This is a genomic window from Parasphingopyxis algicola, from assembly GCF_013378075.1.
GTDB classification, from domain to species: Bacteria; Pseudomonadota; Alphaproteobacteria; order Sphingomonadales; family Sphingomonadaceae; genus Parasphingopyxis; species Parasphingopyxis algicola.
The window spans coordinates 1,844,331-1,859,212 of the sequence record NZ_CP051131.1; the positions used below are offsets into that span (position 1 = coordinate 1,844,331).

16 protein-coding genes are annotated in these 14,882 nt (G+C 63.2%); 13 read left to right on the forward strand and 3 right to left on the reverse strand.

Going from position 1 to position 14,882, the window contains the following annotated elements; translation table 11 throughout:
* Positions 1-25: 25 nt before the first annotated feature.
* The 5 genes from metK to HFP57_RS09165 all read left to right on the forward strand — a co-directional run bounded on the left by metK (position 26) and on the right by HFP57_RS09165 (position 4,805).
* On the forward strand, positions 26-1,225 hold the full coding sequence (metK, locus tag HFP57_RS09145) for a methionine adenosyltransferase (protein WP_176869482.1): 1,200 nt from the start codon (positions 26-28) through the stop codon (positions 1,223-1,225).
* A 10-nt stretch (positions 1,226-1,235) separates the two neighbouring features.
* Positions 1,236-2,747 carry an AMP-binding protein gene (locus HFP57_RS09150; RefSeq protein WP_176869483.1) on the forward strand — a complete coding sequence of 504 codons (1,512 nt, stop codon included), beginning with the start codon at positions 1,236-1,238 and terminating at the stop codon, positions 2,745-2,747.
* Positions 2,744-3,430, forward strand: coding sequence for a tRNA (guanosine(46)-N7)-methyltransferase TrmB (gene trmB / locus HFP57_RS09155; RefSeq protein ID WP_176869484.1), 687 nt, complete (start codon positions 2,744-2,746; stop codon positions 3,428-3,430). Before HFP57_RS09150 ends, trmB begins: the two co-directional genes overlap by 4 nt.
* A 136-nt stretch (positions 3,431-3,566) precedes the next feature.
* The gene (locus HFP57_RS09160; protein WP_176869485.1) at positions 3,567-4,343 is read left to right on the forward strand and encodes a carbonic anhydrase; all 777 of its coding nucleotides are present in this window, start codon (positions 3,567-3,569) and stop codon (positions 4,341-4,343) included.
* A 108-nt stretch (positions 4,344-4,451) separates the two neighbouring features.
* On the forward strand, positions 4,452-4,805 hold the full coding sequence (locus HFP57_RS09165; RefSeq protein WP_176869486.1) for a GFA family protein: 354 nt from the start codon (positions 4,452-4,454) through the stop codon (positions 4,803-4,805).
* A 2-nt stretch (positions 4,806-4,807) separates the two neighbouring features.
* Here the strand turns inward: HFP57_RS09165 and HFP57_RS09170 are convergent, their stop codons facing one another.
* Together HFP57_RS09170 and HFP57_RS09175 are read right to left on the reverse strand one after the other, a co-directional pair.
* Complete coding sequence (locus tag HFP57_RS09170) at positions 4,808-5,464, reverse strand: Rieske (2Fe-2S) protein (protein ID WP_176869487.1); 657 nt, start codon at positions 5,462-5,464, stop codon at positions 4,808-4,810.
* Positions 5,464-6,612, reverse strand: a complete 1,149-nt coding sequence (locus tag HFP57_RS09175) for a PQQ-dependent sugar dehydrogenase (protein ID WP_176869488.1) — start codon at positions 6,610-6,612, stop codon at positions 5,464-5,466. The genes HFP57_RS09170 and HFP57_RS09175 overlap by 1 nt, the downstream gene beginning before the upstream one ends.
* A gap of 188 nt (positions 6,613-6,800) precedes the next feature.
* Here HFP57_RS09175 and rimP point away from each other — a divergent pair, with 188 nt between their 5' ends.
* The 7 genes from rimP (at position 6,801) to HFP57_RS09210 (ending at position 13,941) form a co-directional block, all read left to right on the forward strand.
* Entirely contained in the window at positions 6,801-7,328 is a 528-nt protein-coding gene (gene rimP / locus HFP57_RS09180; RefSeq protein ID WP_176869489.1) for a ribosome maturation protein RimP, read from the forward strand.
* A 4-nt stretch (positions 7,329-7,332) separates the two neighbouring features.
* On the forward strand, positions 7,333-8,967 hold the full coding sequence (gene nusA / locus HFP57_RS09185; protein ID WP_176869490.1) for a transcription termination factor NusA: 1,635 nt from the start codon (positions 7,333-7,335) through the stop codon (positions 8,965-8,967).
* On the forward strand, positions 8,954-9,685 hold the full coding sequence (locus tag HFP57_RS09190) for a DUF448 domain-containing protein (RefSeq protein WP_176869491.1): 732 nt from the start codon (positions 8,954-8,956) through the stop codon (positions 9,683-9,685). Before nusA ends, HFP57_RS09190 begins: the two co-directional genes overlap by 14 nt.
* Positions 9,682-12,201: a translation initiation factor IF-2 gene (gene infB / locus HFP57_RS09195; protein WP_176869492.1), complete on the forward strand. Its 2,520-nt coding sequence runs from the start codon at positions 9,682-9,684 to the stop codon at positions 12,199-12,201. Before HFP57_RS09190 ends, infB begins: the two co-directional genes overlap by 4 nt.
* A gap of 160 nt (positions 12,202-12,361) precedes the next feature.
* Positions 12,362-12,748 (forward strand): 30S ribosome-binding factor RbfA, encoded by a 387-nt coding sequence (gene rbfA / locus HFP57_RS09200; protein WP_176869493.1) that lies wholly within the window; start codon positions 12,362-12,364, stop codon positions 12,746-12,748.
* A 66-nt stretch (positions 12,749-12,814) separates the two neighbouring features.
* The gene (locus tag HFP57_RS09205; protein ID WP_343045226.1) at positions 12,815-13,324 is read left to right on the forward strand and encodes a DUF2239 family protein; all 510 of its coding nucleotides are present in this window, start codon (positions 12,815-12,817) and stop codon (positions 13,322-13,324) included.
* A gap of 38 nt (positions 13,325-13,362) precedes the next feature.
* Positions 13,363-13,941, forward strand: a complete 579-nt coding sequence (locus tag HFP57_RS09210) for a thymidine kinase (RefSeq protein ID WP_176869495.1) — start codon at positions 13,363-13,365, stop codon at positions 13,939-13,941.
* On the opposite strand, the gene HFP57_RS09215 is transcribed toward HFP57_RS09210, so the two are convergent.
* Positions 13,938-14,360, reverse strand: coding sequence for a GNAT family N-acetyltransferase (locus HFP57_RS09215; RefSeq protein WP_176869496.1), 423 nt, complete (start codon positions 14,358-14,360; stop codon positions 13,938-13,940). The two genes, HFP57_RS09210 and HFP57_RS09215, sit on opposite strands and share 4 nt — an antisense overlap.
* An 89-nt stretch (positions 14,361-14,449) precedes the next feature.
* Between HFP57_RS09215 and HFP57_RS09220 the strand changes: the two genes are divergently transcribed.
* The gene (locus tag HFP57_RS09220) at positions 14,450-14,848 is read left to right on the forward strand and encodes a DUF6491 family protein (RefSeq protein ID WP_176869497.1); all 399 of its coding nucleotides are present in this window, start codon (positions 14,450-14,452) and stop codon (positions 14,846-14,848) included.
* Positions 14,849-14,882 lie beyond the last annotated feature (34 nt).

A 14,882-nucleotide genomic window follows, 5' to 3' on the forward strand; every position in this document is an offset into this window, starting at 1 on the left:
CTTCTTTATTTGATCGAGGAAAAGCATGCGCAGCAACTATCTCTTCACGTCGGAAAGCGTTTCCGAGGGCCATCCGGACAAGGTGTCGGATCAGATTTCCGATGCAGTTGTCGACCTTTTCCTTGCGCGCGACCCCGAGGCGCGGGTCGCCTGCGAAACGCTGACAACGACCGACCGGATCGTGCTGGCCGGCGAAGTGCGCGGCAATGGCATGATCGATACGGACGGCAACTGGGAGCCGGGTGCGCTCGACGCGATCGAAAAGACGGCCCGCGAGACGGTGAAGCGGATCGGCTACGAGCAGGACGGCTTCCATTGGGAAACCCTCGACTATGCCTGCCATCTCCACCCGCAATCGAGCGACATCGCCCAAGGCGTGGACTCGGACGGCAACAAGGATGAAGGCGCAGGCGACCAAGGCATCATGTTCGGCTATGCCTGCGACGAGACCCCGGCGCTGATGCCCGCGACGCTCTATTATTCGCACAAGATTCTCGAGCGGATGGCCGCCGATCGCCACAGCGGCGCCGCGCCGTTTCTCCAGCCCGACAGCAAAAGTCAGGTTTCGTTGCGCTATGAGAATGGCCGGCCGGTTGCCGCGACAGCGCTCGTCGTTTCGACACAGCACGCCGCCAGCCATTCGAACGAGGAAGGCCAGGCCGCGATTCGCGATTATGTCGTCGGCGTTTTCCACGACATCCTGCCCGACGGCTGGATCACCGACGAGACCGAGATCCACGTCAATCCGACCGGCAATTTCGAGATCGGCGGGCCGGACGGCGATGCGGGTCTGACCGGCCGCAAGATCATCGTCGACACCTATGGCGGCGCCAGCCCGCATGGCGGCGGCGCGTTCAGCGGCAAGGATCCGACCAAGGTCGATCGCTCCGCCGCCTATGTGACGCGCTATCTGGCCAAGAATGTCGTCGCCGCAGGACTCGCGAAGAAATGCACGATCCAGGTCAGCTATGCGATCGGCGTATCCCACCCGCTCTCCTTCTATGTCGACCTGCACGGCACGGGGACGGTCGACGAGGCGGTGCTCGAAGACGTGCTGCCCAAGCTCGTTAACCTGACGCCGCGCGGCATTCGTGAGCATCTCTCGCTGAACAGGCCGATCTACGAGCGCTCCGCCGCCTATGGTCATTTCGGCCGAGATGCCGAGGGCGACTTCTTCACCTGGGAAAAGACCGATCTGGTCGACGCGCTGAAGGCGGCGGTCTAAACCCGCTCGCATGACGGCCAATATCTACGCGCTCTTCGCGGAGACGGCTCGACAGGCAGGTGACAAGGCACTGATTGTCGAGCGCGGCGCGACGCGTCTGCGCTATGACGAACTCGACTCCGCGACGGCGCGCTGGGCCGCTGCGCTGATGTCGACCGGTGCAAGACCGGGCGACCGGATCGTCGTGCAGGTCGAAAAATCGGTCGAGAATGTCCTGCTCTATCTGGCGAGCCTGCGCGCGGGCCTGGTCTATGTCCCGCTCAACACCGCTTACACGGCAGCCGAACTCGACGATTTCATCGGCGATGCCGAACCCGCGATCATCGTCTGCGATCCCGCGAAAGAAAGCACAGTCGCGGCGATCAGCGACAATGCGACCCAGCTGACGCTCGACGCCGATGGCACGGGCAGCCTGGCGGCGCTGACAACGGAAATCGGGGCGGACAGCTTCAAAACCGTCGCGCGTGAGCCCGACAAGCTCGCCGCGATACTCTACACCTCCGGCACGACCGGAGTTTCCAAAGGCGCGATGCTCAGCCATGACAATCTCGCCTCCAATGCGCTCGTGCTGAAAGACTATTGGCACTGGCAACCGGACGATGTGCTGATCCACGCCCTGCCCATCTATCATGTCCATGGCCTGTTCGTGGCGCTCCATCTCGCGCTGCTCGGCGGGTCGACGATCCGTTTTCGCCGGTCTTTCGATGCCGATGCGGTGCTGGCCGATATGCCGGAGGCGACGGTGCTGATGGGTGTGCCGACCTTCTACGTCCGGCTGGCCGATCATGACGGTCTGACCCGCGAAGCGAGCGCAAATATGCGACTCTTCATCAGCGGCTCGGCACCGCTGCTCGAAAGCACGTTCGCCGAATTCGAGACGAAGACCGGCCATCGCATCCTCGAACGCTATGGCATGACCGAGGCCGGCATGATCACGTCCAACCCCTATGATGGGGATCGGGTTCCCGGGACGGTCGGGTTTCCGCTGCCCGGCGTCAGCGCGCGCGTCGCCGACGACACAGGTACCGAAATGGCGAGGGGCGAGCCCGGCGTGCTCGAGATCAGGGGCCCCAACCTGTTCCAAGGCTATTGGAACAAGCCGGAGAAGACGGCCGAGGAGATGCGGCCGGACGGCTATTTCATCACCGGCGATATTGCGACGATGGATTCGGACGGCCGTGTCGCGATCGTCGGGCGGGCCAAGGATTTGATAATCGCGGGCGGCCTCAACATCTATCCGAAGGAAATCGAACTGGTGCTGGATGCGGTGCCGGGCGTTCGCGAGAGCGCCGTGATCGGCGTGCCGCATCCCGATCTCGGCGAGGCGGTTGTTGCCGTGGTCGTCCGCGATGACGACATGCTGACCGAAGAAGCCTTGCTGTCGGCAATCGCCGACGAGCTGGCGCGGTTCAAGCAACCCCGCGGCGTCCTTTTCGCGGACGCGCTCCCGCGCAACGCCATGGGCAAGGTGCAGAAGGCCAAGCTGCGCGACGACCATGCCGAGCTCTTTCAAGCCAGATGACCGAGGATCCCGCTACTATCCGCCGCCTTTACGGCCGCTCCAAGGGGCACAAGCTGCGCGCCGGCCAACAGGCGATGCTCGACACGATGCTCCCCGACGTGTCGGTGCCCGAGAAAGGTTCGCTCGATGCCCAGCGCCTGTTCGGCGACGACCGCCCGCTCGAGTTCGAAATCGGCTTCGGATCGGGCGAGCATCTCGCCGCCCAGGCCGAAGCGCGCCCGGACACCGGCTTCATCGGTTGCGAGCATTATGAGACGGGCGTGGTCGGGATGCTCGGCCATATCCGCGACCGGGATCTCACCAATATCCGGATCCACATGGGCGACGCGCTCGACGCGCTGGAACGCCTTCCCGACGGTTCGCTCGGTCGGCTCTATCTGCTCCATCCCGACCCTTGGCCGAAAGCGCGCCATGCCAAGCGGCGGATGGTCAATCACGGCCCGCTCGACATGATCGCGGCCAAACTCAAACCCGGCGGCGAATTCCGGCTCGGTACCGACGATCCCACCTATTGCCGCTGGTCGATGATGATCATGGGCCAGCGGGAAGATTTCGGCTGGCAGGCGCACACGCCCAATGACTTTCTCAATCGTCCGGCGGATTGGCCGGAAACGCGCTATGAGGCCAAGGCTCGCCGAAAAGGCCATGAGGTCTGGTATTTCCGCTATCGCAAGCGCCCGTGACGGCAAGGCCGGAACAACGCGTTTGATAGTCCAAGACTATCGAAAAGGGGTCGAACAATCTATTCGGCGCGCGGATAAAACCATCTATGTGAACGTTCTGTTTCCATAACAATCTTCAATGGAGTTTGAGATGCGAATGACTTTTCTGCTGGCGGCCTCGGCCGTTGCCCTGGCCGCATGCGGCGGCGCCGCCGAAGATACGGCCACGACGACCGAACCCACAGGCGGCGAAGTCGAAGCGGCGTCCTGGACCTATGAGAATCCGGGCGAATGGGGCACGGTCCATGACGAATATGCGACCTGCGCGACCGGTACGGTGCAGTCGCCGATCAATCTCGTCCGCGCCGACGCGACCGACAGCGAAGATGTGTCGCTCGAGATCAACTGGGCGGAAGGCCCGATGACGATCGACGGCGTCGGCTACAATAGCAACCTCGTCGCACCGGAGGGCGGATACATCACGCTCGAAGGCGAGCGCTACGATTTCATCCAGGCGCATCTGCACATGCCAAGCGAATATACGATCGAAGGCGAGCAGCCTGCCGGCGATATCCATTTCGTCCATGCGAATGAGGCGGGCGATCTGGCGGTGATCGGCGTGTTCCTCGCCGAAGGCGAGGCCCACGAAGCGCTTGCCGCCGCGTTCGAGGAATTCAATACCGACGAAGGCACGCGGACGCTCGAAGGCATCACCTTCGATCCGAACACAGTCCTTCCGGAAACGCGCAGCTTCTTCCGCTTCCCCGGATCGCTGACGACGCCGCCGTGCAGCGAAGGCGTGCACTGGGTGTTCATGAGCGAGCCGGTCACGATTTCGGCCGAACAGATTGCCATGTACACCGATCTTTACGGCAACACCGCGCGTCCGGTGCAGCCGACCGGCGATCGCGAGATCCTGTTCGTCGGCGGATAACCACCGAATCCATAGCGAAAGGGCTTCCGGTCTGCCGACCGGGAGCCCTTTTTTGTCGGATGGCCTCCCAAGGTCTGTTAGATGCCTCTCCAACGAAGGGGAGATGGCGTGGCGGAACCGGTCAGCGGTGAGTGCCTGTGTGGCGCGGTGCGTTTCCGCGTCGCGCGCAAGCCGGACTATGTGAACGACTGTAATTGCAGCCTGTGCAGCAAGTTGGGCGCACTATGGGCCTATTATCCCTCATCCGAAATCGAAATTAGCGGCGAGACCAACGGTTTCGTCCGGCAGGACATGCGCGAACCGAGTTTGAGCGTCCATCATTGCCCGGCCTGCGGCGCGACGACGCACTGGATACCCTTGGGCGACGGGCCGCATTCGCGCATGGGGGTGAACGCGCGGCTGTTTGAAGACGGGGCGATGGAGGGCGTCGAAATCCGCAATCCGAACGGGCGAAGCTGGTAACGCTAAACGGCCCAGCCGCACGCAGCGCCGCTGATGCATTTCCCGGTCACGATATCGAACCGATAGCCGTGCCAGGGACAGGTAATCGTCCCGTCCGTATCCGGCTCGGCATCGAGCGGCAGGCCCAGATGCGGGCAATAGCGCGGAAGCTCCTCCGTTTCGCCGTTCGCAAGCTCGATCATGCGCCGTTCTCCGAGCGCCGCCGGGCCCCGTTCGACCGCTCCCGCCCGCGCGATCATCATAGCCTCGTCTTCGTCATAGAGCATCGCGTAAAGCGCCGGATAATAGCCGGCAAATGCGTCGCGCTGGGCCGAATCGGGATCGGGCACCAGAAACGCAATGCCGACCCGGCAGCTATCGGGTCCGGTCTTCTCGGCATGCGTGACGATCCGGCCGATAAGGGCCTCGCCCGCATAGCTGTTGGTCGTCCAGCACCCCGTCTCCCGGTCGAGCTCAAGGTCGATCAGCAATTCGCCGCCCTGGGGCGTGCCGACATTGGCGCGCCAGCCGCTGGCGCGCTCCTCCACCAGAGCGATCGACGAGAAAGCATGCGCGTGGACATGGGGCAAATGTTCCCAGTCCAGCGCATTTTCGAACATCCGCTCAAGGCTCGCGCCGAAATCGCGTTGATACTCCGCTACCCTGACGAGATCGGCCATCAGCCGCCGGGCGTGAGGCGCAGAAGCCGGCCGCCCTCGCCATCCTCGAGCAGCCAGACCGCGCCGTCCGGCCCCTGCTCGACTTCGCGCAGCCGATTGTCGAAATCATGACGCGCGACCTCGCTGGCGGTATCGCCGTCGATCTCGACATGGACCAGTGCATTGGTCGAAAGGCCGGTGATCAGCACATCGCCCCGCCAGGCCGGGAACATGTCGCCGGTGTAGAAGATCATGCCGCCGGGTGCGATGACCGGCGTCCAGACGATCGCAGGCGTCGCGAAACTCGGATCCGTGTCATGGTCGGCGATAGGCCGCCCGTCATAATGCTCGCCGTCCGACACGGTCGGCCAGCCATAATTGGCGCCGCGCTCGACCCGGTTGAGTTCGTCGCCGCCCGCGGGCCCATGTTCGACATCCCAGAGCTGCCCGTCGGGCGCGAATGCGAGGCCCAGCGGATTGCGGTGGCCATAGGACCAGATCTGCGCGGTCATGCCGCCGCGATCGGCGAACGGATTGTCTTCGGGCACACTGCCATCGTCGTTGAGCCGGACGATCGTGCCCAGATTGTTCGTCATATCCTGGGCGGGCTCCAATTCCTGCCGGTCGCCCGAAGCGATAAACAGATAGCCGTCGGGGCCGAAGACGATGCGGTGGCTGTAATGGCCGCGCCGCGAGGTTTTCGGCATCTGCCGCCAGATCGTCTCGACATCCTCGAGCCGCCCGGCATCGGCCTCATCCATCACGAGCCGCGCCCGCGCGACGACGGCACCGCGCGTATCACCCTCGCCCGCTTCGGCATAGCTGAAATAGACGAGGCCGTTCTCGGCGAAATCGGGATGCGGCACGATGTCGCCAAGTCCGCCCTGCCCGCCATAATCGACGGCGGGAACGCCCGAAATACTCCCCAGACGCGGCGTATCGGGGGCAAAGTCCACAAAGCGAAGCGTGCCCTCCTTCTCGGTGATGAGCGCGATGCCGTTGGGCAGGAAAGTCATCGCCCAGGGCTCATCGAAGCTGCCCATCTCCTCGACCGAGAAACTCGCTTCGGAAGCCACCGCTTCGGTGTCACCGGTTTGCGCGGACACATCTTCGGACGCACTGCAGGCGGCGAGAGCGAGGACGGACAAGCTGGTCAAAAGGGTTCGCATGGGGGTTCTCCTAAGGGGATGAGGGCTGCTTGTTTATTACGCTTCGATCTTCTTTATGGTTTCCCTTGCCGGATATCAAAGCCCCGCCTATATAGCCGGTGCCTTTCTCTACATCGGTAACGTTGCAGAGGCTGGTCCGGAGGTTCCGGGCCGGCGCGGGCGAGACCTATTTATGCTATGGAGACGGCATGGCGGACATCGCCGCATTGACGCAGCTGATCGAACCCGAAGTCGAGAAACTCGGCTTCGCGCTCGTGCGCGTCAAGATGATGAGCGGCGAGGACGGACCCGTCCTGCAAGTGATGGCGGAGCGCCCGGATACGCGCCAGCTCGTAATCGAGGATTGCGCGACCATTTCCCGTGCGCTCTCCGGCATGCTCGACGAAGCAGATCCGATCGCGGACGCCTATCGGCTCGAAGTTTCCTCGCCCGGTATCGATCGCCCTTTGACGCGGCTGACCGATTTCGACGACTGGGCCGGGCATGAAGCGCGGATCAACCTGATCGACCCGGTGCTCGGCAAGAAGCAGTTCAAGGCGGTGCTCAAGGGCCGGGAAGGCGAGGCGATTTACGCCGTAATCCCGGACGAGGACGATCTGACGTTCGATTTCAAGAATATTCATTCGGCCAAGCTGATCTTGACCGACAAACTCATCGCAGAAACCGCCCCGCTTTCGACGGAAGGCGCGGAAACGATCACGGAAGAAGAAGGATAACCCCATGGCCTCTGCCATTTCCGCCAACAAAGCCGAACTGCTCGCCATCGCCGATGCGGTCGCGCGCGAGAAGATCATCGACAAGGCGATCGTCATCGAGGCGATGGAGGACGCGATCCAGCGCGCAGCCCGCGCCCGCTACGGCGCGGAGAACGACATCCGGGCGAAGATCGACACCGATACCGGCGATCTCAGGCTCTGGCGCGTCGTCGAGGTCGTCGAAGAGGTCGAGGATCATTTCAAGCAGGTCGACCTGAAACAGGGTCAGAAACTGCAGGACGGCGCGAACATCGGCGATTTCATCGTCGACCCGCTGCCACCGATCGAATTCGGCCGCATCGCCGCCCAGGCGTCCAAGCAGGTGATCTTCCAGAAAGTCCGCGAGGCCGAGCGCGAACGGCAATATGAGGAATTCAAGGATCGCGCGGGCGAGATCATCACCGGCGTCGTCAAACGCGTCGAGTTCGGCCATATAGTCGTCGATCTCGGCCGCGCCGAGGGCGTGATCCGCCGCGATCAGCAAATCCCGCGCGAGATCGTGCGCGTCGGCGATCGCATCCGCTCGCTGATCCTGAAAGTCGTGCGCGAGAATCGCGGACCGCAGATTTTCCTCTCGCGTGCGCATCCCGATTTCATGCGCAAGCTGTTCGCACAGGAAGTGCCCGAGATTTACGACGGCATCATCGAGATCAAGGCCGCGGCCCGCGATCCGGGAAGCCGCGCCAAGATCGGCGTCATCAGCCATGACGGCTCGATCGATCCCGTCGGCGCCTGTGTCGGCATGAAGGGCAGCCGCGTTCAGGCGGTCGTCCAGGAAATGCATGGCGAGAAAATCGACATCATTCCCTGGTCGGAAGATCTTGCGACCTTCGTCGTCAACGCGCTGCAGCCGGCCTCGGTCAGCCGCGTCGTGCTCGACGAGGAAGAAGAGCGGATCGAGGTCGTCGTGCCCGACGATCAGCTGTCGCTCGCCATCGGCCGCCGCGGCCAGAATGTCCGGCTTGCCTCGCAGCTCACCGGCTCGGCCATCGATATCATGACCGAGGACGAATCGAACGAGAAACGCCAGGCCGAGTTCATGCAGCGTTCGGACATGTTCCAGGCCGAACTCGATGTCGACGAAACGCTGTCGCAGCTGCTGGTCGCCGAAGGGTTCAGCGAGCTCGAGGAAGTTGCCTATGTCGATCCGGCGGAAATTGCCGCGATCGAAGGCTTGGACGAGGAGATTGCCGGCGAACTCCAGTCGCGCGCTGTCGAAGCACTCGAAAAACGCGAGGAAGCCGCCCGCAACCGCCGCAAGGAACTGGGCGTCGAGGACGATCTGGCCGAGATGCCGTATCTGACCGAGCAGATGCTCGTCACGCTCGGCGAAGCGGGCATCAAGACGCTCGACGATCTGGCCGATCTCGCGACTGACGAACTGATCGAGAAGAAGCGAGCAGAGCCGCGCCGCCGCGATCAGGCCGCGCCCGCCCGCCCGCAGCCCAAGGGCGGCGTGCTCGGTGCATATGGGTTCACCGAGGAACAGGGCAACGAGATCATCATGGCCGCCCGCGCGCACTGGTTCGACGATGAAGACGAACCGGCTGCCGCTGCAGACGCTTCCGAGGAGGACGCAACTGCGGATGGCGAACAATGAGACCGCGGACGGCCTGAAGCCGACACAGCGCCGGGCGCACGATCCTGAAAGGAAATGCATCCTTTCGGGCGAAGTCCGGCCGCGCGAAATGCTTATCCGACTGGCGCTGTCGCCGGATGGAAAAGCTTTGCCCGATGTCAGGGCCAAGGCGGCGGGCCGGGGCGCGTGGATTTCGCCCGACAAGAGCGGATTTCGGGCGGCATTGGCGAACGGAAAGCTCAAGGGCGGCCTCGCCCGGGCCTTCAAGACCGGCGATTTCACGCTTCCGGACGATCTTCCGGATCGGATCGCAGGCGCGCTGGCCCGTAACGCGTTGGACCGGCTCGGGCTCGAGGCCCGCGGCGGCACCCTGATCACCGGGTCGGAAAAGCTCCGCGATGCGGCGCGCGCCGGCAAGGTGCACCTTTTGCTGCACGCCGCTGATGCCGCCGAGGACGGTCGACGGAAACTGGATCAGGCATGGCGCGTCGGCATGGATGCCGAGGGCAGCGATATGAGGGGGTTGGTTATTCCCGCAGACCGCACCATATTGGGCGGGGCGCTGGGCCGGGAAAATGTCGTACATATCGCGGTTGTGGACGAACGGGCCGCAATACGTGTATCAGGCGCAATCTCGCGCTGGATGGAATTTTCTGGATCGAATGGCACGACCGGTCCCGGCGAGCGAGACTCGCGGGAACCGAACGGTAATGAGTTGGAAGACAAAGGCTTAGAATGAGCGACGATAACAAGAAGACACTTGGCACACGAACCCTCGGCGTGAAGCGCACCGTCGAGGGGAAAGTGCAGCAGCAGTTCAGCCATGGCCGCAAGAATACGGTCGTGGTCGAGCGCAAGAAACGTCGCGTGCTCACCAAGCCGGGCGAAACCCCTGCCCCTGCGCCCGTCGAAGAGGCCAAGGAAGCGCCGGCCCCCGCCGCACCCGCGCCCGCCGAAAAGCCGGCACCCGTCGCCAAGAAGAAGAGCGAGGCCGACGAAACCCTGAGCCGCAAGGAAAAGCAGGAAAAACTGCTGCGCGAAGCTGAAGAGGCGCGGCTGACACAGCTTGAAGATACGCGCCGCCGCGAGGAAGAGGCCAAGAAGCAGGCGAACGAGGAAGAAGCGAAACGCGCCGAGGAGAATCGCAAGGCGGAAGAGGTTGCGGAAAAGGCGGAACAGGAAAACCCCGAAACCGAATCCTCTGCCCCCGCTCCCGAAGCGGAAGCGGAAGCCGGCGGGCCGAAACTCGATCCGAACAAACCGGCGCCGCGCACCTTCACCCCGGTCGCCAAACCCAAACGGCCGGAAAAGAAGAAAGAGGAAAAGGGCAAGCCGAAGCGCGCCAGCGACAAGCGCAAGGAACGTTCGAAGCTGACCGTCAACCGCGCGTTGCGCGACGGCGATGGCAGCCCGCGCTCGCGCTCGCTCGCGGCGCTCAAGCGCGCGCGAGAGAAAGACAAGGAAAAACGCGCGCATGCCGACGACCAGCCCAAGGTCAAAAAGGCGCGCGACGTGGTCGTTCCCGAAGCCATCACCGTCGGCGAACTCGCCAAGCGGATGGAGGAAAGGGCGGCCGATCTCGTCAAGTCGCTGTTCAAGATGGGCATGGCGGTCACCGTCAACCAGACGATCGACCAGGATACGGCCGAGCTGCTGGTGACCGAATTCGGGCACAATATCCAGCGCGTGTCGGAATCCGATGTCGAACTCGGCATGGAAGGCGAAGAGGACAAGCCGGAAGACCTGAAGCCGCGGCCGCCCGTGGTGACCGTCATGGGCCATGTCGATCACGGCAAGACCAGCGTACTCGACGCACTGCGCGGCAGCGAGGTCGTATCTGGCGAAGCCGGCGGCATCACCCAGCATATCGGCGCCTATCAGGTGAAGACCAAGGGCGGACAGGACATTACCTTCCTCGATACGCCGGGCCACGCCGCCTTTACCGAGATGCGCGCGCGCGGTGCGAACGTCACCGATATCGTGATCCTCGTGGTCGCGGCGGACGACGGGATCATGCCGCAGACGATCGAGGCCATCAATCACACCAAGGCCGCCGGCGTGCCGATGATCGTCGCGATCAACAAGATGGATGTCGAGGGCGCCGATCCGCAGAAAGTACGCGAACGGCTCCTCGAACATGAAGTGATCGTCGAGGCGATGTCCGGCGACGTGCAGGACGTAGAGATCTCGGCGCTCAAGGGCACCGGACTCGACGAGCTGACCGAGAAGATCCTGCTTCAGTCCGAACTGCTCGAACTGAAAGCCAATCCCGACCGCCAGGCCGAAGCCACGGTCGTCGAGGCGAAGCTCGACAAGGGCCGCGGCCCGGTCGCGACGGTGCTCGTCAATCGCGGCACGCTGAAGACCGGCGACATTTTCGTCGTCGGCGCGGAAAGCGGCAAGGTGCGCGCGATGGTCAACGACAAGGGCAAGCAGGTCAAGGAAGCCGGCCCGTCGGTTCCGGTCGAAGTGCTGGGCCTGTCCGGTGTGCCGCGCGCCGGCGACCCGCTGACCGTCGTCGAGGACGAGGCGCGTGCCCGCGAAGTTGCCGAATATCGCCAAGGCGTGATCGACCGCGCCCGCACGACGCAGACGCCGACCAGCGTGGAGAACATGTTTTCGGCGATGGGCGAGAAACAGGCGATCGAATTCCCGCTCGTCATCAAGGCCGACGTCCAGGGTTCGGTCGAGGCGATTATCAGCTCACTCGAACAGATTTCGACCGACGATATCAAGGTCCGCGTCCTGCATTCGGGCGTCGGCGGCATCACCGAGAGCGATGTAACGCTCGCGGCCGCGTCCAACGCGCCGATCATCGGCTTCAATGTTCGGGGCAACGCCAAGGCGCGTGACATCGCGAAGCGCGATGGCGTGGAAATGCGCTACTACGACATCATCTATAACCTGCTCGACGAGATCAAAGCCGAAATGGCCGGCGAACTCGGCCCCGAGCGGATCGAGAATGTCGTGGGCCGTGCCGAGGTGAAGGAAGTCTTCCCCGCCGGCAAGAAAGACAAGGCGGCAGGCCTGCTCGTTACCGAAGGTCTCATTCGCAAGGGTCTGCATACGCGGCTCATGCGCGAGGACGTCATCGTCAGCGCAACGACGATCGCTTCGCTCCGGCGTTTCAAGGACGATGTCGACGAGGTTCGCTCGGGCCTCGAATGCGGCGTCGTTCTGGAAAATACCAACGATGTAAAGGCCGGCGACACGCTCGAAGTCTTCGAAGTCGAGGAACGCGAACGGACGTTGTAGCCATCTCTTTTCGCGCCTAGGCTGGCTTCTCCAGGCGTGGGAGAGCGAAGATGGGCGACAAGGGCAAGCCAACCGACAAGGGCGGCAAGAAATAGGCTGCGCCTGACACCATCGGTAGTCTCGGCGCGGCGCTGACAAGCGGGACGCACAGAGACGGCCAATGAAAAGCGACGACACCCAATCCGTACGATTGCTGCGCGTGGGCGAACGCGTCCGCCATGTGCTGTCCGAAATCCTCGCCCGCGGCGATGTGCATGACGAGGTGCTTGCCACGCATATGGTCAGCGTGACCGAAGTGCGCATGTCGCCCGACCTCAAACATGCCACCGTCTTCGTAAAGCCGCTGCTCGGCGGCGACGAGGAGGAGGTGCTGGCGGCGCTCAAGAAGAATGTCCGCTATCTGCGGGGCGAAGTCTCGCGGCGCGTGAACACCAAATATGCTGCGGCCCTCAAATTCATTCTCGACGAAAGCTTCGACGAGGGCGGCAAGATCGACACCCTGCTGCGCGACCCCAAGGTGGCGCAGGATCTGGGCGAGGAAGAATAATATTATCCGGATATATTGACTCTATTTTTACCCGGACATAAATAGCGCTCCGTTCAGGAGGCTATGATGACAAGCTATACCGCATTCGTGACCGACAGCTGGCTCGCAACCGGCTCGCACAACCATATCGTCGAGACGCTGCGAGACATGCCGGAGATCGAGCGGGCGTCCGACATCCTGGTGTTCGACGACGAGACCGGACAGCAGGTCGATTTCGATCTGCGCGAGCTGGAGAAAGAATCGCCGGCGCCGAAACGCGGGCGGCCGAAGCTCGGCGTGACGTCCAGGGAAGTGACCCTGCTCCCCCGGCACTGGGAATGGCTGGCCAAGCAGCCGGGCGGCGCCTCGGCGGTGCTCCGCAAACTGGTCGATGCAGCGCGGAAGGCGGGCCTGCCGGACCGCTCGAAGCGCGACGCAGCCTATCATTTCCTGAGCGCGATGGCCGGCGATTATCCGCATTTCGAGGAATCGATCCGCGCCCTTTACGCCAACGACCGGGCGCGGTTCGAGACGCTGACGGCCAAATGGCCGACAGCCGTCCGCGGTCATGCGGTCGGCCTGGCCTGGGGGGAATAGGCTTGGCGAGCGCAGCCATGGGGCGCTAGGCTCGCCGCGTGGCCAAGCTCTATTTCTACTATGCGTCGATGAATGCGGGGAAGTCGTCGACCCTGCTCCAGGCTGCCTTCAACTACGGCGAGCGCGGCATGCGGGTCATGCTGTGGACCGCGGCGCTCGACAACCGCCCGGGCTTCGGCGCGATCAGTTCGCGCATCGGCCTGCACAGCGACGCCCATCGTTTCGACGAGGCCAGCGATATCGAGAAGGCGGTGCTCGAAGAGCATCGCGAAACGCCGCTGGCCTGCCTCCTGATCGACGAGGCGCAGTTCCTGACCAAGGAGCAGGTCTGGCAGTGCGCGCGCCTCGCCGATACGTCGAATATTCCGGTTCTCGCTTATGGACTGCGGACTGATTTCCAGGGCGAACTGTTCGAAGGATCGGCAACCTTGCTCGCCCTTGCCGACTCTCTGATCGAACTCAAGGCCGTGTGCGATTGCGGAAAGAAGGCGACGATGAACCTGCGTATCGACGAGCGCGGCGAAGCCGTGCGGGCCGGAGCGCAGACCGAGATCGGCGGCAATGACCGCTATGTCGCGCTATGTCGCAAACATTTCATGGAGCGGATGGCGACCTAACAGTAGAATTCGTACCAGATGCTCTTCTGCCGGCGATGGGCCTTTTGCTCATATAGCGAGCGCGCCCGGTCATTGTCCTTCTCGGTGATCAGCCAATATTCGGCGATCCCGCGCTTCCGGCCTTCCGCGCCGACGGCGTCCATCAGGCCGGTCGCGATGCCCTTGCGCCGCCAGTCCTTGGCGACGTCGATCTCCTCGACATAGATCTCGCTGGGCTTGTCCGGAAAATGGAAGATGTAGGCGAGCGCCTTGCCGATCACCCTGCCCTCCGCTTCCGCGACGATCAGGAACTGGTTGGGGTTCGCCAGACACGTGCTCAGGAAATCGGCGCGAACGGGCGCCTCGAAGACCCTCTTTTCGACCGCGTCGAGCAGCATGGCATTGGCTTCGGTGACGAGGTGATATTCATAATCGGCCATAAATGGGCTCCTTCGACATCGCGTCCTTCTATCACGGGCGGCCCGGATACTCAGCCCGTGTTCAGACAGACGCTGATAGGCGGCGTCCTATGAAAAACGCGCTTGCCCTTGCCGCCTTGGCGATGCTGGCCGCACCGGCCGCCGCCTATGACCATCATCAGGACGGGGCGGAAGCCGCCGAACCCGAACAGGCGCGCATCCCCTTCGCCGACAGGTCGATCCGCAACTGGCGGGCGCCCGAGCGCGACGTACTGTTGATCGAGGCCAATAACGGCCGCTGGTATCGCGCCGAATTCTTCGGGCCATGCCGGGGCCTGCGCTTCACCGAAGCGATCGGATTCGATACCAATTTCGACGGGAGTTTCGACCGGTACAGCAGCGTGATCACGCGCGACCAGCGCTGCCGCGTCCGCAGCCTCGTCCGGATTCCCGATCCCGACGAGGAAGCCGAGGAGAATAGCGACGAGGACGAAAGCGGGGCGGAATAGCCCTCGCATCGCCGCCGCTTCGCCCCGCACAGGC